Source organism: Microbacterium meiriae (assembly GCF_040685015.1).
In the GTDB taxonomy this organism is placed as follows: Bacteria; Actinomycetota; Actinomycetes; order Actinomycetales; family Microbacteriaceae; genus Microbacterium; species Microbacterium meiriae.
Window position 1 is genome coordinate 12,914 of record NZ_JBFBHD010000001.1, and the last position, 18,978, is coordinate 31,891.

Annotated in this window: 19 protein-coding genes and 1 riboswitch; of the genes, 1 reads left to right on the forward strand and 18 read right to left on the reverse strand. The window is 71.0% G+C overall.

Annotation, left to right across the window (positions count from 1 at the left end):
• Positions 1-5: 5 nt before the first annotated feature.
• The 16 genes from AB0N68_RS00065 to infC form a co-directional block, all read right to left on the reverse strand.
• The gene (locus AB0N68_RS00065; RefSeq protein ID WP_259955175.1) at positions 6-2,153 is read right to left on the reverse strand and encodes a bifunctional hydroxymethylpyrimidine kinase/phosphomethylpyrimidine kinase; all 2,148 of its coding nucleotides are present in this window, start codon (positions 2,151-2,153) and stop codon (positions 6-8) included.
• The gene (thiM, locus tag AB0N68_RS00070) at positions 2,150-2,998 is read right to left on the reverse strand and encodes a hydroxyethylthiazole kinase (protein ID WP_259955176.1); all 849 of its coding nucleotides are present in this window, start codon (positions 2,996-2,998) and stop codon (positions 2,150-2,152) included. Before thiM ends, AB0N68_RS00065 begins: the two co-directional genes overlap by 4 nt.
• Positions 2,990-3,083: riboswitch (TPP riboswitch) on the reverse strand. It overlaps the preceding gene by 9 nt.
• Positions 3,084-3,090: 7 nt before the next feature.
• Positions 3,091-4,062, reverse strand: a complete 972-nt coding sequence (locus tag AB0N68_RS00075; RefSeq protein WP_259955177.1) for an NAD-dependent epimerase/dehydratase family protein — start codon at positions 4,060-4,062, stop codon at positions 3,091-3,093.
• A gap of 219 nt (positions 4,063-4,281) precedes the next feature.
• Complete coding sequence (gene pheT, locus AB0N68_RS00080) at positions 4,282-6,828, reverse strand: phenylalanine--tRNA ligase subunit beta (RefSeq protein WP_313366586.1); 2,547 nt, start codon at positions 6,826-6,828, stop codon at positions 4,282-4,284.
• Positions 6,828-7,868: a phenylalanine--tRNA ligase subunit alpha gene (gene pheS, locus AB0N68_RS00085; protein WP_259955181.1), complete on the reverse strand. Its 1,041-nt coding sequence runs from the start codon at positions 7,866-7,868 to the stop codon at positions 6,828-6,830. The genes pheT and pheS overlap by 1 nt, the downstream gene beginning before the upstream one ends.
• Positions 7,869-7,917: 49 nt before the next feature.
• Positions 7,918-8,844, reverse strand: a complete 927-nt coding sequence (locus tag AB0N68_RS00090; protein ID WP_268776865.1) for an amino acid ABC transporter permease — start codon at positions 8,842-8,844, stop codon at positions 7,918-7,920.
• A complete protein-coding gene (locus AB0N68_RS00095) occupies positions 8,841-9,488 on the reverse strand; it encodes an amino acid ABC transporter permease (RefSeq protein WP_062636670.1) in 648 nt (215 codons plus the stop codon). Before AB0N68_RS00095 ends, AB0N68_RS00090 begins: the two co-directional genes overlap by 4 nt.
• Before the next feature lie 84 nt (positions 9,489-9,572).
• Positions 9,573-10,487 carry a glutamate ABC transporter substrate-binding protein gene (locus AB0N68_RS00100; RefSeq protein ID WP_259954177.1) on the reverse strand — a complete coding sequence of 305 codons (915 nt, stop codon included), beginning with the start codon at positions 10,485-10,487 and terminating at the stop codon, positions 9,573-9,575.
• Between the two features lie 46 nt (positions 10,488-10,533).
• On the reverse strand, positions 10,534-11,280 hold the full coding sequence (locus tag AB0N68_RS00105) for an amino acid ABC transporter ATP-binding protein (RefSeq protein ID WP_060922536.1): 747 nt from the start codon (positions 11,278-11,280) through the stop codon (positions 10,534-10,536).
• A gap of 262 nt (positions 11,281-11,542) precedes the next feature.
• Positions 11,543-12,505, reverse strand: a complete 963-nt coding sequence (locus tag AB0N68_RS00110; protein ID WP_292795585.1) for a TAXI family TRAP transporter solute-binding subunit — start codon at positions 12,503-12,505, stop codon at positions 11,543-11,545.
• The gene (locus AB0N68_RS00115) at positions 12,502-13,875 is read right to left on the reverse strand and encodes a sensor histidine kinase (RefSeq protein ID WP_292795589.1); all 1,374 of its coding nucleotides are present in this window, start codon (positions 13,873-13,875) and stop codon (positions 12,502-12,504) included. Before AB0N68_RS00115 ends, AB0N68_RS00110 begins: the two co-directional genes overlap by 4 nt.
• Positions 13,876-13,878: 3 nt before the next feature.
• On the reverse strand, positions 13,879-14,550 hold the full coding sequence (locus AB0N68_RS00120) for a response regulator transcription factor (protein WP_268776862.1): 672 nt from the start codon (positions 14,548-14,550) through the stop codon (positions 13,879-13,881).
• Positions 14,551-14,572: 22 nt separating this feature from the next.
• Positions 14,573-15,385, reverse strand: a complete 813-nt coding sequence (locus tag AB0N68_RS00125) for a TrmH family RNA methyltransferase (protein WP_292795595.1) — start codon at positions 15,383-15,385, stop codon at positions 14,573-14,575.
• Positions 15,386-15,473: 88 nt separating this feature from the next.
• Positions 15,474-15,860: a 50S ribosomal protein L20 gene (gene rplT, locus AB0N68_RS00130; RefSeq protein ID WP_187661881.1), complete on the reverse strand. Its 387-nt coding sequence runs from the start codon at positions 15,858-15,860 to the stop codon at positions 15,474-15,476.
• 31 nt (positions 15,861-15,891) lie between these two features.
• Positions 15,892-16,086 (reverse strand): 50S ribosomal protein L35, encoded by a 195-nt coding sequence (rpmI, locus tag AB0N68_RS00135; RefSeq protein WP_025105280.1) that lies wholly within the window; start codon positions 16,084-16,086, stop codon positions 15,892-15,894.
• A gap of 72 nt (positions 16,087-16,158) precedes the next feature.
• Positions 16,159-16,797: a translation initiation factor IF-3 gene (gene infC, locus AB0N68_RS00140; protein ID WP_370428515.1), complete on the reverse strand. Its 639-nt coding sequence runs from the start codon at positions 16,795-16,797 to the stop codon at positions 16,159-16,161.
• 233 nt (positions 16,798-17,030) lie between these two features.
• Between infC and AB0N68_RS00145 the strand changes: the two genes are divergently transcribed.
• The gene (locus tag AB0N68_RS00145; RefSeq protein ID WP_060922526.1) at positions 17,031-17,429 is read left to right on the forward strand and encodes a DUF1844 domain-containing protein; all 399 of its coding nucleotides are present in this window, start codon (positions 17,031-17,033) and stop codon (positions 17,427-17,429) included.
• Positions 17,430-17,445: 16 nt separating this feature from the next.
• Here AB0N68_RS00145 and AB0N68_RS00150 read toward each other — a convergent pair whose 3' ends face one another.
• Positions 17,446-18,243, reverse strand: coding sequence for an SseB family protein (locus AB0N68_RS00150; RefSeq protein WP_292795600.1), 798 nt, complete (start codon positions 18,241-18,243; stop codon positions 17,446-17,448).
• Positions 18,227-18,973: a bifunctional 1-(5-phosphoribosyl)-5-((5-phosphoribosylamino)methylideneamino)imidazole-4-carboxamide isomerase/phosphoribosylanthranilate isomerase PriA gene (priA, locus tag AB0N68_RS00155; protein WP_025105284.1), complete on the reverse strand. Its 747-nt coding sequence runs from the start codon at positions 18,971-18,973 to the stop codon at positions 18,227-18,229. Before priA ends, AB0N68_RS00150 begins: the two co-directional genes overlap by 17 nt.
• Between the last annotated feature and the right edge of the window lie 5 nt (positions 18,974-18,978).

Sequence of the window (18,978 nt, forward strand, 5' to 3'; positions counted from 1 at the left end):
GGGCGTCACACGACAGCGCGCGCGACCGGTGCGGCGAAGAAGGCGCGTTCGTGTGCGCTCGAGGTGAGGAAGGCGCGCCGCATCCGTTCCCGGCCGATGTCGTCGGTCCTCGCGGCCGCAGCGGCGACATGCGCGACGGCCTGCCGCGTGGCCTCCGCGAAGGCCGGATCCGCGTAGGTCGCGAGCCACGACGCGTAGGGATGCCCGGGGTCGCGGGGCGCCGCGCCGAACGCCCCGGCATGGAGTCGCTCCCCCAGGTCGGTGTAGAGCCAGAAGCACGGCAGCACTGCCGCGATCAGCGCGGCGTAGTCGCCGCCGAACGCGACCGCGCGCAGATGGTCGAGGTAGGCGATCGTCGCCGGGGCCGGCTCGGTGGCGAAGGTGGCGCCGCTCACCCCGGTCTCCGGTGTCAGCCACGACGCGTGCAGCTCCAGCTCTCCGCGGATCGCACCGTGCGCGGCCTCGGCCCAGAACGCCTGCTCGTCGGGGGTCGGGGCGAGGCGCGACGCCTCCGCGAGCACCCTGGCGTACTCGCGAAGGTACAGGGCGTCCTGCGCGAGGTAGAAGACGAAGGCATCGCGGTCGAGCGTCCCGTCGGCGAGCGCACGCACAAAGGGCAGCGCATCGATGTCGCGGCGGATCGCGGCAGTCTCATCCCACCAGGCCACGGCCACCTCCTCCGGCGTCGACCGGGTCTCGACCCCGCCGCGTGCCCAGAGTCCCGCGAAGGGATGGATCGGGCCGTGTCCTCGCCCGATCTCCAGGTCGTCCGCCGCGCGGAGGGACTCCCGCAACCAGGCGCGCGCGGCGCGGACCGCGGTCGCGGGATCGTCGCCCCGCGCCAGTCGTGTGGCCAGAGCCGCGGACAGCGAGCAGCCGGTGCCGTGGGTGTTCTCCGTCATGATGCGCGCCCCGGGGAACTCCACGTGCGTACCGGCTGCCGTGTCGATCAGGGCGTCCGGTGCCTCGTCCCCGGGCAGATGCCCGCCCTTCACCAGCACCGCGGTCCCCGTATCGGCCGACAGCTCCTGCGCCGCGGCGAGCGCGTCCGCCCAGCCCGCCACCTCGCGCCCCGCGAGGACGGCGAGTTCGGCGAGGTTCGGGGTGACCACGGTCGCCAGGGAGAGCAGGCCCCGCAGCTCGCGCTCTGCGTCGGGATCGAGCAGTCGGTCTCCCGAGGTGGCGATCATGACGGGGTCCAGCACGACGATCGGGGGCTGCGTCGTCCGGAGCCAGGCGGCGACCGTGCGGATCACCTCCCCGTCCGCGAGCATGCCGATCTTCACGGCGTCGATGCGGATGTCGTCGGCGACAGCGTCGAGCTGCGCCCGCAGGAACTCCGCGGGAGGGACATGCACGGCGCGGACGCCCTGCGTGTTCTGCGCGGTCAGGGCTGTGAGGGCTGCCATGCCGTAGCCCCCGTTCGCGGCGATCGCCTTGAGATCGGCCTGGATGCCCGCACCTCCGGACGGATCGCTGCCGGCGATGCTGAGCACGTGCGGCACCGCCCGTGCGAACCAGTGTCGCCGGAAGGCCGCGGCGGCGGCCCGGGGGTCCTCTGCCGCGCACAGCGCCGAGACCACCGCGATCCCGGACGCGCCGGCCTCACGCAACGCCGCCGCGTCCTCCAGGTCCACCCCACCGATCGCGACGCACGGCAGCGGACTGCGCGCGACGAATGCGGCGAAGCCGTCGACGCCGAGCGGCACCGGATGGTCGGGCTTCGTGCGCGTGGGGCGGATGACGCCGACCCCGAGGTAGTCCACCGTGCCCGGCGGCAGGGCGGCGACCTCGTCGAGGTGCGCGGAGGTGTTCGCCGTGAGCCCGATCAACGCCTCCGGGCCGAGAAGCTCGCGCGCGCGGAGCACCGAGGCATCCGCCTGGCCGAGGTGCACCCCGTCCACCCTGGCACCGCGACGACGGGCCTCGACGGCCGCATCGAGGCGATCGTTCACGACGAGCAGCGCGCGACCGTCGATGGCCGCGGACAGGGCGAGGAGCTGCTCGACGGTCTCCTCGTCCGTCGCCTTCTTGTCGCGCAGCTGCACGATGCGGACACCGCCGGCCACCGCTTCGCGGACGGTCGCGACCACCCCGCGAGCGCCGCACAGCGACCGATCGGTGACGAGGTACAGGGACAGGTCGACGGTCATCGGGCCTCCTCCTCGACGCGGGCGCGGGCGCGGAGATCCGCCGGGGTCACGGCGGACAGGGCGTCGAGCAGTGCGACGGCGAAGCTGCCCGGTCCGCGGGAGATCTCCGCCGCCTGCTCGGCTGCGACCGTGTAGACGAGGGTCGCCGCGGCCACCGCCGTCAGCGCATCTGTCGCGGAGCCACGGGCCACCCCGAGGAACGCCGCCATCACCGCGCCCAGGGCACACCCGCCGCCGGTCACCCGTGTGAGGAGGTCATGCCCGTTGGCGATGCGGATCACCCGCTCCCCGTCGGTGAGGAGGTCGACCGGGCCCGAGACGGCGACCACGGAACCGTACCGGTGGGCGAGCTCGCGGGCCGCCGCAGCCGCCGCCTCGGTCCCGTCCGTCGCGTCGACACCGCGGCCGCCACTGCTGTGTCCGGCCAGCGCGAGGATCTCCGACGCGTTGCCGCGGATGGCGGTGGGGCGCAGCGCGGCGAGCTCGTGCGCGAGCGCCGTCCGCACCGGGAGGGCGCCGATCGCAACGGGATCGAGCACCCACGGCGTGCCGGCGGCGAGCGCTCCCACCACGGCCTCCCTGCTCGCCTCCCGCTGCTCCGGGGTCGGCGTCCCGAGGTTGATGAGAAGCCCCGACGCGGCAGCGGCGAACGGCTCGGCCTCGCCGACGATGTCGACCATGGCCGGTGACGCCCCGAGCGCCAGCAGCACGTTGGCGGTGAACCCCGTCACGACGGCGTTCGTGATGCAGTGCGTCAACGGCGGCGTGGCCCGGACCTCCTCCCGCAGCCTTCCCGCCGTGACGGCGAGGTCGAGGACGGATTGCGGACGCACAGGATCGCTCATCGGCGACATCCCTTCGCTAGTACGAACTAGATCAGGTTCGACGGGTGTGATCTCAGCCGCGGATGCGGCACCCCGTGTCACTGCCTCGCAGTCTAGCGAGCGAGGGCGTCGAGCAGCGCCCGCTCCTCCGTCCGCGTGAGTCCGGCGCGGCGCTCCCGGTCCACGCCCCGTTCGCGCTCGTCCGCTACGACATGCTCCGCCGTCTCGTCGAGGGGGCGGAGCGGGCCCCCGCTGCGCCGGTACCGCGCATTCGAGCGGGTCATGAATCCGCGCATGTCGGGCGGCAGCCACAGCGGCAGCGAGCGCGGCCCCGCCCAGTACGCGACGCCTTCGGCGACGAGGCGCTCCTCCGTGCCGACGACGACCGACCCGGCGTGCCCCGTGGCCGCGCGCACCGTCCGGAGCACGTCCTCCAGGTCGCGCACGTCGCCGATCGCGTTCACGGCACCGGTGACGGTGGCGGACACGACGAACGCGGCGACGTCCTCGACGTCGATGACCTGCGTCGTGCGCCCTTCGAGCGGTGGAAGCAGCACCGGCTCATCCAGGGCCCGGAGGAACGCCGCCGCCCAGTAGCCGAAGCGATCGCTCGGGTCGCCGTCGCCGACGATGAGGCCGGGCCGGACGAGGAGTGCGCGATCGCCGACGCCCTCCTGCACGGCATCCTCCGCCGCGACCTTCTGTCGCGCGTAGTCGTCGTCCTCACCGGCCTGCGCCGCCGGGTGCCGCGATGCCGACTCGTCGGTCCCGACCGTCTCGTCGTCGCGGTACACCGACATCGACGAGATGTACGTCCACCGAGCGGCACGGTCGCCGAGCGCACGGACCGCCCCGGAGACATGATCGGCGCGGGAGGAGACGTCGACGACGTGGTCCCAGTCCGTGCGCGACACGACGTCGTAGGCGGCCTCCTCATCGCGGTCCGCGAGAACGAGGGTCGCTCCCGGCGGCGCCGGGCGTCCGCCGCGGGCCAGGCAGGTCACGGTCGCCCCCGCCCCGAGCGCATGCGCGGCGATGCGCCCCGACAGCCATCCGGTTCCCCCGAGGATCAGAACATCCGTCATGTGCCCATGTCATCAGGATCGACGACTCGGGGGAAGGGCCTCCGCTCAGAGCGGAGCGGCAGGACAGGCCGTCACGCGAGTACAGGCGTCACGCGAGCGCAGCCCACCACGCGAGCACAGGCCATCACGCAAGCACAGGCCACCGGCACTGCTGTCGCCTGATGCCGCGCGAGCGCCTGATGCCGCGCGGCCTCCCGAGGAAGCCGCGCGGCATCGCGGTCAGTCGCGGAGGGCGGCGCCGAAGCGCTCCGCGGCCACGGCGACGCCCGCCATCTTCGCCGCGGAGGCCTCCGCGGCGGTCAGCGTGCGGTCGTCGGCGCGGAAGCGCAGGGCGAACGTCAGCGACTTCGATCCCTCGGGCACACCCTCGCCGCGGTAGTCGTCCACGAGCCGGACGGACTCCAGCAGGGCACCCGCGCCCTCCGCGAGAGCCGCGCGGACCTCGCCCGCCGGCACCTCGGCCGGGAGTGTGAACGAGACGTCCTGCGTCGCGGCCGGGAACGTGGAGAGCGATGCCGCCACGATGCGTCCTCCGGCGAGCGTGAGCAGCCGGTCGAGGTCCAGCTCCAGCACGGTGGCGCGACCCGGCAGGTCAGCCTCCTCGGCGACGGCGGGATGCAGCTCGCCGACGTAGCCGACCTCCTCGCCGGCGGCGACGAGCGCACCGGTGCGTCCGGGGTGGAGCGCGGCGCGCTGCGTCTGCACGACGTCGATCTCGATGCCCGCCGCGGCCCCGATCACGCGGACCGCGTCGAGCGCCTCGACGAGCCCGGCGGCCTCGGCGGCACGACCCGGCTGGCGCGGCGACACGTTGCCGGTCAGCAGCACCGCGACGTGGCGCTCCTGCGGCGGGATGGAGGCGTCGAGCGCGGCGAGTACCTCATCCGACGGCCGGACGCCGAGCGGCGGGACCTCGGCGGTGCCGTACTCCACGCCCGGCTCCGGGACGAACACGGCGCCCGTCTCGAACAGCGCGAGGTCGGTGAGCCCGCGCGAGATGTTGCGGTGCGCGGTCTGCAGCAGACCGGGGATGAGCGAGCGCCGCAGGAACGGCACCTGCCCGTCGAGCGGGTTCGCGAGGCGGATGCTGGGCAGGTGCTCACCGGACGCGGAGCCGTGCAGATCGTTCTGCGCCTCGGTCGTGAACGGGAACGCCGGGGTCTCGACGAATCCTGCGGCGGCGAGAGCGTTCACCACGCGGCGACGCCCCTGCTGATGTGCCGTGAGACCGCGGCCGGACGGCGGCGTCGGCAGCACGGAGGGGATGCGGTCGAGCCCGTGGATGCGGGCGACCTCCTCGGCGAGTGTCCACTTGTCGGTGAGGTCGGGGCGCCAGGTCGGCGGGATGACCGTCCACCCGGAGTCACCCTGGGTCCCTGAGCCTTCGGCCTGGGTCCCTGAGCCTGTCGAAGGGCTGACCTCGGCCCCGATCGTCGTCAGCGCGCCGGTGATCTCGTCGTCGGTGTAGTCGACGCCGATCAGCCCCTGCACGAAGCCGCGCGGGAGCTCGATCTCGGCGACGAAGACCTCGGCGAAGAGCGCTCCGCCCTCCTCCGTGAGCGTGCCGCCGGCGAGCTCGACCATGAGGTCGGCTGCACGCCGGGCCGCGACGAAGGGGATCAGCGGGTCGACGCCGCGCTCGAAGCGCTTGGACGCCTCGCTCGGGAGCTTGTGCCGACGGGCCGTGCGGGCGATGGTCGTCGCGTCGAAGGTCGCCGCCTCGATGAGGACGTTCCGCGTGGTGTCGCTCATCTCGGTGGTGCCGCCGCCCATGACGCCGGCGAGGCCGATGGGACCGGAGTCGTCGGTGATGAGGAGGTCTTCGACGTGCAGCTTCCGCTCCACGCCGTCGAGCGTGGTCATCTTCTCCCCCGGCGTCGCGCGCCGGACGGTGATGCCGCCCGTGAGCTTGTCCAGGTCGTAGCCGTGCAGCGGCTGCCCGAGCTCGAGCATGACGTAGTTCGTGATGTCGATGAGCACACCCAGCGACCGCATGCCGGCGAGGCTGAGGCGCGCGATCATCCACGGCGGAGTCGGCCGCGACGGATCGACGTCGCGCACGACCCGGGTGACGAACTCGCTCGCGCCGACCTTGCCCCGCACCGGCGCCTGGTCGTCCACCACGGCGGTGTGTCCGGAGCCGGGCTGCAGCTCGGCGAAGTCACGCTCGGCCGGGTCGCGGAACGCCGCCCCCGTGGCGTGGGAGTACTCACGGGCGACACCGCGCACCGAGAACGCGTAGCCGCGGTCCGGCGTGACATTGATCTCCACCGCGACGTCGTCGAGGCCCAGCAGCGCGATCGCGTCCGTGCCCACGGGCGCATCGATGCCGAGGTCGCTCAGCACGACGATGCCGTTGTGCTCGTCGCCGAGCCCCAGCTCGCGCGCCGAGGCGATCATGCCGTCGGACACGTGGCCGTAGGTCTTGCGGGCGGCGATGGGGAACGGGCCGGGGAGGACAGCGCCGGGCAGGGTCACGACGACCTTGTCTCCGACGACGAAGTTGTGCGCGCCGCAGACGATCCCACGGACGCCGCCGTGCTCGGGGCCGACGTCCACCTGGCACCAGTTGATCGTCTTGCCGTTCGACTGGGGTTCCGGCTCGAGGGAGACGACCTGGCCGACCACCACGGGACCCGTGATGTCGAACCGGTGCACGTCCTCCTCTTCGAAGCCGACGGTCACCAGTGCCGCGAGGACGTCCTCGGGCGTGGCATCCGCTGCCAGATCGACGTACTCACGCAGCCACGAAAGCGGGACGCGCATCACACCACCATCCCGAACTGCTCGCTGAAACGGACATCACCCTCGGCCATGTCGCGCATGTCCTGCACATCGCTGCGGAACATCAGGCCCCGCTCGATGCCCATGCCGAACGCGAAGCCGCTGTACACCTCCGGGTCGATCCCGGCCGCGCGCAGCACGTTCGGGTTGACCATGCCGCAGCCGCCCCACTCGATCCAGCGCGCGCCACCCTTGAAGGTCGGGTGCCACAGGTCGAGCTCGGCGGAGGGCTCGGTGAAGGGGAAGTAGTTCGTGCGGAAGCGGGTCTTGGCCTCCGGACCGAAGAGCTGCTTCGCGAAGTGGTCGAGCGTGCCTTTGAGGTGCGCCATCGTGATGCCCTTGTCGACGACCAGGCCCTCGAACTGCGTGAAGACCGGGAGGTGCGTGGCGTCGAACTCGTCGGTGCGGTACACGCGGCCCGGGCACAGCACGTAGATCGGGACCTCGCGGTCGAGCATCGACCGCACCTGCACGGGGCTCGTGTGCGTACGCATGACGAGGTGGCGCGACGTCGGGTCGACGTAGAAGGTGTCCTGCTCCTGACGGGCGGGGTGATCGACGTCGAAGTTCAGGGCGTCGAAGTTGAACCACTCGTGCTCGAGCTCCGGCCCCTCCGCGATCTCCCACCCCATGCCGACGAAGATGTCCTCGACGTGGTCCTGCAGGAGGGCCAGCGGGTGGCGGGCGCCCACGCGCGTCCGCGACGGGACGGCGGTGATGTCGACGCGCTCGGCCTCCAGACGCGCGGCGACCTCGGCGGCGGCCAGCTCGGCCTCCTTCGCCGCGAGCGCCTGGTTCACACGACCGCGGCCCTGACCGACGAGCTTGCCGAACGCGGCCTTGTTCTCGGGGGCGACCTGGCGCATCGAGGCGTTCAGGACCGCGAGCGGCGATCCCTCCGCGACGTGCGCCGCACGGGCGGCTTTCAGCGCGGCGGTGTCGGCGGCCGCCTCGATCGCCGCGAGGGCGTCGGCGACAGCGGCTTCGACCGCTTCGGGGGTGATTTCCGGAGACTCTGACACGGGAGTCGAGTCTACCGGCGCGGGACAGGCGTCCCGCGCCGGTCGTGGCTCACACCGCCAGTCCGCCGGAGTTGTTGCTGTCGTGCTTACCGAGACCCCGCTGCATCACGATGAGCGACGTGTTCGTCTCGCCGTCGTGCTGGCGGGGGTCCGGCTCCACGGGACCGGCCTTGGCCGAGCGCTTGGCGCGGCGCTGCAGGCGGTAGGCGACGTAGGAGAGCACCAGACAGACCGCGACGTACATCGAGCCGCCGACGATCGCGGCGGGGATCAGCGGCGACCCGTAGGGCGCCTGGTTGCCGATCTGGTTGATGACGTAGAGCAGCTCCTGGTACGTGATGATGAAGCCGAGCGCGGTGTCCTTCAGTGCCACCACGAGCTGCGCGATGATCACGGGCATCATCGCCCGGACGGCCTGCGGGATCAGGATGAAGTACATGACCCCGGTCTTGCGCAGGCCGATCGCGTAGCCGGCTTCCTTCTGCCCGCGCGGCAGCGACTCGATCCCGGCGCGGAGCACCTCCGCCAGCACGGAGCCGTTGTAGACGATGAGCGCGATGACGACCGCGTAGTACGGGGGCATCCGGATACCGATCACCGGGAGGCCGTAGTACAGGAGCATCATGAGGATCAGGACGGGGATCGCCCGCATGATCTCGATGATCCACCGCACCGGTTCCCGCACCCAGGCGTGCTCGGAGAGGCGGCCGATGCCGAGGACGAAGCCCAGCACGATCGAACCGACACCGGCGACCGCGAAGGCGGAGAGCGTGCTGAGCAGCCCCTCCCCGAAGCGCACCCAGACCGCCGAGTACGTGAAGATGTTCCACTTCTCCGCGGAGAACTGGCCGGTGGCGTACAGGCGCCAGACCACCCAGCCGAGCACGGCGAGGACGACGAGGATCGTGACGGCGCCGATGATCCGGTTGCGGGCGACGGCGCGAGGCCCGGGGACGTCGAACAGGACGGAACTCATCGCGCGATCCTCCACTTGTTCTCGAGTACGCGCTGCACCCAGCTCAGGAGCAGCACGAGCACGACGAAGATGACCATGACCCAGAGCAGCACGACGAGGGCGTTCTCGCCCCGCTCGCTGAGTGCCGCTCGGATCGTGCCGAGGTTGACCACCGAGAAGCCGGCGGCCACCGTGGTGTTCTTCATGAGGGCGATGAGCACGCTCATGAGCGGCGGGACCACGGACCGCGTGGCCTGGGGCAGCACGACGAAGCGCATGACCTGGCCGAAGTTGAGGCCGATGGCCCGTGCCGCCTCCGCCTGTCCGACCGGCACCGTGTTGATGCCGGCGCGGATCGCCTCAGCGACGTAGGTGGCCGTGTAGATGCCGAGCGCGATCGTGGCGAGCAGCAGGGAGTTGACCCGCTCCCCGAGCAGGATCGGAAGGCAGAACGCGAAGAAGAACATCACCAGCGTGAGCGGGGTGTTCCGGATCCAGTTCACGTACACGGCGCCGACGCCGCGCGCGATCGGGACCGGGGACACGCGGGCCGCTCCGACGATGAGTCCGAGCACCACGGCGATGAGGCCACCGCCGAGGAACAGCGCGATGGTTCCCCACAGCGCTTCACCCCAGAGGTCGAGGTGGTCCGAGATCACTCCCACTGCTGTGCCTTTCGGTTCGTTTCCGCGTCAGGTCGACGCCGAGGAGGACGGGGGCGGCCGGTCGGACCGACCGCCCCCGCGAGATCAACCGACCGGGTCGACCTCGGGCTGCTCGGCCTTCACACCGGAGGCGCCGAGGTTGTTGTCGAAGATCTGCTGCCAGATGTCACCACCGTCGGTGAGCTGGGTGTTGAAGTACTCGACGAGCGCGTCGTCGCCCTTCGCCACACCGATGCCGTAGCGCTCCTCGCTGAACGGCTCGCCGACGACCTTGAGGTTGTCGGGGTCCTGGGCCGCGTAGCCGATGAGGATCGCCTCGTCGGTCGTGACGGCGTCGACCTGGCCGTTCTTGAGGTCCTCGACGCACTTGGAGTACGTGTCGTACTCCTTCGTCTTCACCTCGGGGTAGTTCTCCTTGATGTTCTGGATCGGCGTCGAACCCGTCGCCGAGCAGACCGTCGTGGAGGAGTCGAGGTCGTCGACGCTCGCGATGTCACTGTCGGCCGCGACGAGGAGGCCCTGGCCGGTGACGAAGTAGGGACCGGCGAAGGCGATCTGCTCCTTGCGCTTGTCCGTGATCGAGTAGGTGCCGACGTAGTAGTCGATGTCGCCGTTGACGATGGCCTGCTCGCGGTTCGCGGAGGCGATCGCCTGGAACTCGATCTTCTCCGGGTCGACACCGAGGGATGCCGCCATCCAGCGGGCGATGTCGACGTCGAAGCCGGTGCGCTCGTTCGTCACCGGGTCGAGGTAGCCGAGACCGGGCTGGTCCTCCTTGACGCCCACCTTGACGGTGCCCGACGAGGAGATGCGGTCGAACGTGGGGCTCCCCTCGATCGTGACATCCTCCTCGATGGTCCAGGGCGTGCTGCTCGAGGCGTCGCCCTCGTCGCTGCCCGACGTGCCGGTGCTCGACGGCGTGCCGCTGTTGCAGGCCGTGAGCGCGAGCAGCGCCACCGTGGCGATCCCGAATCCGGCCAGTGTCCGTGTGCGTCGCATGTGCGTCTCCTTCGTGTGCTGTGCTGTGGGTGCTGGGTCTGGGAAGTCAGTGCGTGAGGAGCTTCGAGAGGAAGTCCTTGGCGCGGTCGCTCTTCGGGTTCGTGAAGAACTCCTCGGGCGTGGCCTCCTCGACGATCCGGCCGTCCGCCATGAAGACGACGCGGTCGGCCGCCTTGCGGGCGAAGCCCATCTCGTGGGTGACGACGATCATGGTCATGCCCTCCTGGGCGAGCTCGACCATGACGTCGAGGACCTCGTTGATCATCTCGGGGTCGAGCGCGCTCGTGGGCTCGTCGAAGAGCATGACCTTCGGCTGCATGGCCAGGGCCCGTGCGATCGCGACGCGCTGCTGCTGGCCGCCGGAGAGCTGCGCAGGGAGCTTGTTCGCCTGCTGCGCGACGCCGACCCGCTTGAGGAGCATCATCGCCTCGGCCTCGGCGTCGGACTTCTTCAGGCCACGGACCTTGATCGGGCCGAGCGTCACGTTCTCGAGGATCGTGAGGTGCGCGAAGAGGTTGAAGGACTGGAAGACCATGCCGACGTCGGCCCGCAGGTGCGCGAGAGCCTTGCCCTCCGCGGGCAGCTCCTTGCCGTCGATGCGGATGGAGCCGCTGGTGATGGTCTCCAGGCGGTTGATCGTGCGGCAGAGCGTCGACTTGCCCGAGCCGGAGGGGCCGATCACGACGACGACCTCCCCCGCGTTGACGGTCAGGTCGATGTCGCTGAGCGCCTGGAACTCGCCGTAGTGCTTCTGGACGTTCTCGACGACGACGAGCGGGGTTTCAGAGGTCATCATTTCTCCAAACTAGCCACGCGATGCGCGCGGTTCCAGGCACCACGGTGAGGTTTACACGTTCGTAATCACCTGATCGCAGCGCCAATGCATCCTCGCAGGGGCGCCCCACGGCCCGCCCCCTCGGGCCGCGGGATCGCCCTGCTGCCACGCTCCCAGCGACAGCAGGCAGCAGGTGTCCGATCGTGTGCGATCGACCTCACCTTGGCAGAGCGCGCCGACGCCTGTCAGGGATCTTGAGGATTTCTTGAGGGGGCGCCCGTCACCGGCGCAGGCCGCGGTAGTACTCCTCCGCACCGGGGTGCAGGGGCACCGGCCCGGTGAAGATCGCGGACCGCCGGTCCAGCAACGCTGCCGCCGGGACGTCGGCGGCCAACGTGGTGCGCGCCGCGAACAGGCCCGCGACGAGATCATGGACGACGCCGGGCGGGGTGCTTCCGGCGGTGACGAGGTAGTTCGGCACCGCCAACGTCATCACGGAGGCATCGAGGCCGTAGGTGCCCGCGGGCACGTCGGCGGGCCGATACGCATGGGAGTACCGCTCGTTGACCGCATTGACCCAGTCCTGCTCGACCGGGAGCAGACGGACGTCGACGGTCTCGGCCAGATCGGTGATGCCGGGCGTCGGCAGTCCGCCCACCCAGAAGAAGCCGTCGATCTCCCCGCGCTCCATGGCGGCGATGGACCCGCCGAGGTCGAGCTGCGGATCGTCGATCGTATCCGCGGCCACGCCGGCGGCGTGCAGCACCCGGGTCGCGATCACGTTCACCCCCGAGTTCTCGGCCCCGAGGGAGATCGTCCCCCCGGCGAGGTCCGCGAGGTCGTCGAGGGCCGAGTCGTCGCGCACGACGATCTGCAGATACTCGTCGTACAGGCGGGCGACCGCCTGCACGTCCAGTGGCTCGGCGAAGGCTCCCGTCCCGGCCACGGCGTCGGCCGCCGCATCGCCCTGCGCGAAGCCAAGGAGCGCCTCCCCCGCACTCACCCGCAGCAGGTTGTCGACCGATCCGGCGGTCTCCTCCGCCGTGAGGTCGACGTCCAGCTCGCGCGACAGCTCGGCCGCCAGGCGACTGCCGTAGTCGTGGTAGACCCCGGTGGGGCTGCCCGCGGCGATCACGGCGACGGTGTCCGTCCATCCCTCGGAACGCGGACTGCAGGCGCTCAACGCGACCGCCGTCACGAGCGCGAGCATCCCGGCCATGACACGCCGTCCCCGCCCGCTCATGCCGCCGCCTCCGCGGGGAGAACGAGGGCCACGAGGAGCCCGCCGCCATCGGCGCCGCGCACCCGCAGCTCGCCCCCGACCGTCGCGAGGAGGTCGGTCGCGATCGCGAGCCCGAGCCCGGTCCCCGGCATGTCGCCGCTGTCCGCGCTCCGCCAGAAGCGGTCCGCCGCCGACGAGGCGTCCTCCGGAGACAGACCAGGGCCGTGGTCGCGCACGGTGAGGTGGCATTCGCCGCCCACGCGCCGCGCGCCGACCTCGATGGACGAGCCCTCCGGCGAGTACTTCACCGCGTTGTCGATCGCGGCATCGAGCGCGCTCTCCACGATGGTGCGGTCGGTGATCGTCATGACCGACGGCTCCCCCGTGGGGCGCAGCCCGATGGCCCGCTGCGCCGCCACCTCCTGCCAGGCCTCCACCCGGCGGGCTGCGACAGCGGCCAGATCGACCGCGGACATCGTGGAGTCGGTGCGACCGCCGCGGGCGAGTCCGAGGAGGGTCTCCAGGATGCGGGTCATCCGCCGGCCCTCCTCCCTCGTCTCCTCGACGTCGTGGTCCCACTCGCGTCCCAGACCCGTCGCGAGGTGCTCGACGCGCAGCAGCAGCGCGTTGAGCGGATTCCGCAGCTCGTGCGAGGCGTTCAGCGCGAACTCCTGCTGCCGGGTCATGACGCGCTCGATCTCATCGGCCATGCCGTTGAACACCCGCGTCATGCGCCGCAGCTCGGGCGGCCCGGTGCCCTCGGCCACCCGGGCGTCCATCTCCCCCCGCTCGATCGCCGCCATCGTCTCGTCGAGGCGGCGCACCGGGGAGAGCACCCAGCGCGCGAGCCCGGCGACCAGGAGGATGCCGAGCGCGCTGAGCAGCACGACGATCACGCCGAGCACGAGCGTCTGGCGCAGTATGACGGTCTGCGGCGTCTCCGTTCCTCCGCTCACGAGCACGGCGCCGATCACGTCGCCGTCGTCGAACACCGGCTCCACGAGCGCCGCGTCGGACACGACCCATGCGGAGGAGGTCGGCTGTTCGGCGCGGCGTCCGGAGAGCGCCAGCCGCACCCGCTGCGCGTCCTCCTCCGACAGGACCGTGTCGCCGTGATCCCCCGCCGCCCACGGGCTGCCGGTGAGATCGAACACGGTCACCTCGATCCCGTACACCTCCTGGAAGCGGCGGACTTCGGCGTCCATCACCGCCGGGCTCCCGGAGCGGAGCGCCTGCCTGGCGCTCGTCGCGAAGTAGCCGAGGTCGCCGAGCTGCTCCGCGTAGAACGACTGCTGGACGCTGCGCGCCGCGCTCCACCCGGTCACGCCGCCCAGCGCGACGAGCACGACGATCAACGGCACGAGGAAGACCACGGTCAGGCGGCGGCGCACGCCTCAGGACCCCGCGAGCCGATAGCCGACGCCGCGCACCGTCTCGATGAACGCGCGGTCCCCGCTCTTCTTCCGGATGGCCGCCACGTGCACCTCGAGCGAGTGGCCGAAGCCGCGCCAATCGGTGTTCCAGACCTCGCGGATGAGGCGCTCCTTCGGCACCGCCACACCCGGATACCGGGCGAGCACGCCCACGATGTCGAACTCCTTGCGGGTGAGCGCCAGCGGCACCCCGCCGACCTGCACCTCCCGCGCCACGAGGTCGATCTGCACCGCCCCGTCGTGCAGCAGCACCCGGGTATCCGGTTCCGTGCGCAGCGGCCGTGATCGCCGGGTGACCGCCTCGATCCGCGCCAGGAGTTCGTGCACGTCGTACGGCTTCACCACGAAGTCATCGGCCCCGGCCCGCAGCCCCTTGATGCGCTCGGCGACCTGGTTGCGCGCGGTGACGATCACGATCGGGACGTCGGACCGCCCCCGGATGCGACGGCAGAGGTCGATCCCGTCGACGTCCGGCAGCCCGAGGTCCAGCAGCACCACCTCGGTGTCGGCGTCGAGGTGCTCCAGCGCGGTCGCCCCGTCGGCGGCGTGCACGGTGGCATAGCCCGAGCGCGCGAGGAAGGCCTGCAAGGCCCCCGCCACCCGCTCGTCGTCCTCGACGATGAGAATCCGCATCCTGCGTTCCGTCCGTCGCCGGTCAGCCGGTGGCGGCGGCGCGTTGGGCGAACGCGCTCTCGTACAGGCACACGCTCGCCGCGGTGGCCAGGTTGAGCGACTCCGCACGTCCGAAGATCGGCAGCCGCAGGACCCGGTCGGCCCGTGTCAGCGCATCGTCCTCGAGTCCGCGCGCCTCATTGCCGAACAGCCAGGCGGTCGGCTCGCCGAGCACACCGTCGGCGCGGGCTGCGAGGAGGTCATCCCCCTTCACGTCGGCCGCGAGGATCTGCAGGCCCGCATCGTGCGCACGTCGCACGACCTCGTCGAGGTCCCCACCCACGGAGACCGGAAGGTGGAAGAGCGAGCCCGTCGTCGCCCGCACGACCTTGGGGTTGTAAGGATCGACCGTGCGGCCCGTGAGCACGACGGCGTCGGCGCCGGCGGCGTCGGCGGCCCGGATGATGGTGCCGAGGTTGCCGGGGTCGCGCACCTCCTCGCAGATGGCGACCAGACGCGGTGCGGCATCGAAGATGTCGCGCACGGAGGTCGGCGTCTGCCGGACGACGGCGACCAGCCCCTGCGGCGTCACCGTGTCGGCCATCGCGTTGAGCACGTCCTCGCTCACGTACTCGGCCTCGACGTCCGCCTCCGCCGCCGCGGCACGGATGTCCGCGTGCCTCTCCCACCCGTGGGGGGTCGCGAACAGCTCGATGATCGCCTCCGGACGGTACGTCAGCGCCTCACGGACGGACTGCGGACCTTCCAACAGGAACAGCCCGGTCGCGGTACGCGCGCTGCGCTTGGTCAGCTTGGCGACGGCACGGACTCGGGGGGAACGGGGGTTCTCCAGCACGGACTCAGTCTACGGTCAGCCCGCCACCGCCCGGATACGCGGAACGGGCGCCTTCCCGGAGGAAGACGCCCGTTCGGAAGCGAGATGCTTACGCGACCGACTTCGGCGCGTTGACGTCGGAGGGCAGAGCCTTCTTCGCCGTCTCGACCAGCGTCGTGAACGTCGCGGCATCGTTCACCGCGAGGTCGGCGAGCATACGACGGTCGACCGTGACACCCGCGAGGTTGAGGCCCTGGATGAAGCGGTTGTACGTCATGCCGTTCTGGCGGGCAGCGGCGTTGATGCGCTGGATCCAGAGACGACGGAAGTCGCCCTTGCGCTTGCGACGGTCCCGGTACGAGTAGACCAGGGAGTGGATGACCTGCTCCTTGGCCTTCCGGTAGAGGCGCGAACGCTGACCGCGGTAGCCGGAGGCGCGCTCGAGGATGACCCGACGCTTCTTGTGGGCGTTGACCGCCCGCTTGACTCTTGCCATTTTCCTGTGTTCCTATCGTGCGTTCGGCGCGTCAGCGACCGAGAAGCTTCTTCGCGACCTTGAAGTCCGCCTTCGCGAGCACCTGGTCCTGGTTCAGACGGCGGGTGCGACGGCTCGACTTGTGCTCGAGGTTGTGGCGCATCCCGGCCTGCTGCTTCTTCAGCTTGCCGCTGCCGGTGATCTTGAAGCGCTTCTTAGCACCCGAGTGGGTCTTCTGCTTCGGCATCTTCTCTTCCTTCGTATGGCGCCTTCTCAGGCGACGGTGTCAACCCGCGGTGCGGGAGTTCTGGGGGCGGATCTACTCCGCCGGGGCGTCCGCGGAAGCGTCCGCGTCGTTCTTCGCATCGCGCGCGGCCTGCTTGTTCGCGGCGCGCACGGCGTTCTGCTCCTGCTTCGCCTCGGACTTGCTCTTGTGCGGCGCGACGACCATGACCATGTTGCGGCCGTCGATGGTCGGGTTCGACTCGACGGTGCCGAACTCGGCGACGTCCTCGGCGAACTTGCGCAGCAGACGCACACCCTGCTCGGGACGCGACTGCTCGCGACCGCGGAAGAGGATCATGGCCTTGACCTTGTCACCGGCCTTGAGGAAGCCCTCGGCGCGCTTGAGCTTCGTCGTGTAGTCGTGCGCCTCGATCTTCAGACGGAAGCGGACTTCCTTGAGGATCGTGTTCGCCTGGTTGCGACGCGCTTCCTTTTCCTTCTGCGCGGCCTCGTACTTGAACTTGCCGTAGTCCATGATCTTGACGACGGGCGGCTTCGAGTTCGGGGCGACCTCGACGAGGTCGAGATCGGCTTCCTGTGCGAGACGCAGCGCTGCCTCGATGCGGACAACGCCGATCTGCTCACCCGCGGGGCCGACGAGGCGGACCTCGGGGACGCGGATGCGCTCATTGGTACGGGGATCGCTGATGCGGAGCTCCTTAGACGATGTGATTCGGCCACCGTGATGCTGTCTGCATCTCGGGCGAAATCGGAGTCGTCCCCCACCCGCCGGCTCTCAGACGCCGGCTCCGCACCCTGTCTACCGGCCCCCTCGTGACGAGCGGAGCCGGCGGAGCGCAAGACCCGGTAGCCTGGAACGGCAAGCGCGGGTGGGAAGTGAATCCTCTTTCGTTCCGGAGCATGACGCTCCGGAGCCCGCCAAAGTCTAACAGAAAGCAAGGCGAAGTGACGAACCAGGCATCGGACGAGGCGGCCCGCGAGCGCGAGGAGCGATGGGCTCGGCAGGAAGAAGCGGCCTCCTCGGCCGTCCGCGACATCGCCGACGTCCCGGCCGTCGAGGTGATCACCACCGCCGCCGTGCACCTCATGAGTGCTGCCGCCGTCAAGCTCGGCCTGGCGGACGACCCGGAGGCCGCGGCTCAGCTCGACCTGGACGAGGCGCGCAAGCTCATCAACGCGCTGGCGGGACTCATCACCGCCGGCGCCCCCGAGATCAGCGACATGCACGCCCGCTCGTTGCGTGACGGCCTCCGTTCGCTGCAGCTCGCCTTCCGCGAGGCCTCGACCATCCCGGACCCGATCGGCAAGGGCCCCGGCGAGAAGTGGACCGGCCCCGTCACCTGATCCGGTCGGCGCCCCCTCAGACGCTGCGGCGGAGCTTGACCGTCAGCGAGTCGGCGAGGACGGCGATGCGGTCATCCGCCGCCCACCGCTGGGCGAGGCGCGCGAGCACCGCATCCAGGACCTCGCGCTCCAGGCCGTCGACGAGCTCCAGCACCACGATGAGCTCCGGCCCGCGCAGCCGCGCATCCGGGTCACCGGGCGCGACCGCGACGTCGATCACGGCGAGTTCATGGGCGATGCTCTCCCGGAGCGCGGTGACCACCTCCGGCGAGAGGAAGCTCGGTTCCCACGCGTGCCCCTGCGCCACGGCCCAGACGGCGGGTCGCCGGATCACGAACTCCGTGTCCGAGGTCGGGTCGAGCACGATGAGGTCGGTGTCCTCCGACGATGCGGCCAGCGCGGCGCGGACGGCCTCGACAGGGATGGGTCGCGCCGACGGGTCCCAGCGCTGCATCGTCTCGACCGACGAGAACACCGGCTGGACGCGGCGCCCGTCCGGTGCGGCGACGGTGACGATCGACAGCTCCTGCGTCTTGTCCACCGCGAGGCCGCTGGGGGCCACACCCTCCTCACCCTTCTCGGCGATCAGCGGGATGAGCACCCGCGCGGAGCGGAACGCGTCGACGACCTCCGTCTGACTCCCCTCCCCCGCGCGGAAGCGGAGCAGGGCGGCGAGAAGAGCAGGGTCCGCCGAGCCGTCGTCCGCGGCGTGCGGATTCGACTCGAAGCTGCGCCCCTCCCAGGGGACCCCGGCCGAGTCGGCCCGGTTGTGCGACTCCGGCCCGCAGGCGTGGGGGTCAGTCTCCGGCGACATCCAGGGCCTCCGCCAGCGTGAAGGCGCCCGCGTACAGGGCCTTGCCGACGATGGCGCCCTCGACGCCCAGCGGCACGAGGTCGCGCAGGGCGGCGATGTCGTCGAGGTTCGAGATGCCGCCCGACGCGACGACCGGCTTCGGGGTGCGCGAGGTGACCTCGCGCAGGAGCTCCAGGTTCGGACCGCGCAGCGTACCGTCCTTGGTCACGTCGGTGACGACGTAGCGGCTGCAGCCGGCGTCCTCGAGGCGCTCGAGCACCTCCCAGAGGTCGCCGCCCTCCTTCGTCCAGCCCCGCGCCGCGAGCGTCGTGCCGCGCACGTCGAGGCCGACGGCGATCGCCTCGCCGAAGCGGCTGATCACGTCGGCGGCCCACTCCGGGTTCTCCAGGGCGGCGGTGCCGAGGTTGATGCGGGCGGCGCCGCTCTCCAGAGCCGCCTCCAGGCTCGCGTCGTCCCGGATGCCGCCGGAGAGCTCGACGTTGACGTTCTTGAACTGCTTGATGACCTTGCGCAGGATCGGGGCGTTGCTGCCGCGTCCGAACGCCGCGTCGAGGTCGACGAGGTGGATCCAGGAGGCCCCCTGCGAGACCCACTCCCCCGCGGCGTCGAGCGGGTCGCCGTAGCTCGTCTCCGTGCCCGCCTCCCCCTGGGTCAGACGGACCGCCTTGCCGCCGGCGACGTCGACCGCGGGGAGGAGCGTGAGCGAGGGGGACTGCGCGAAGTCGTTCATGGGGT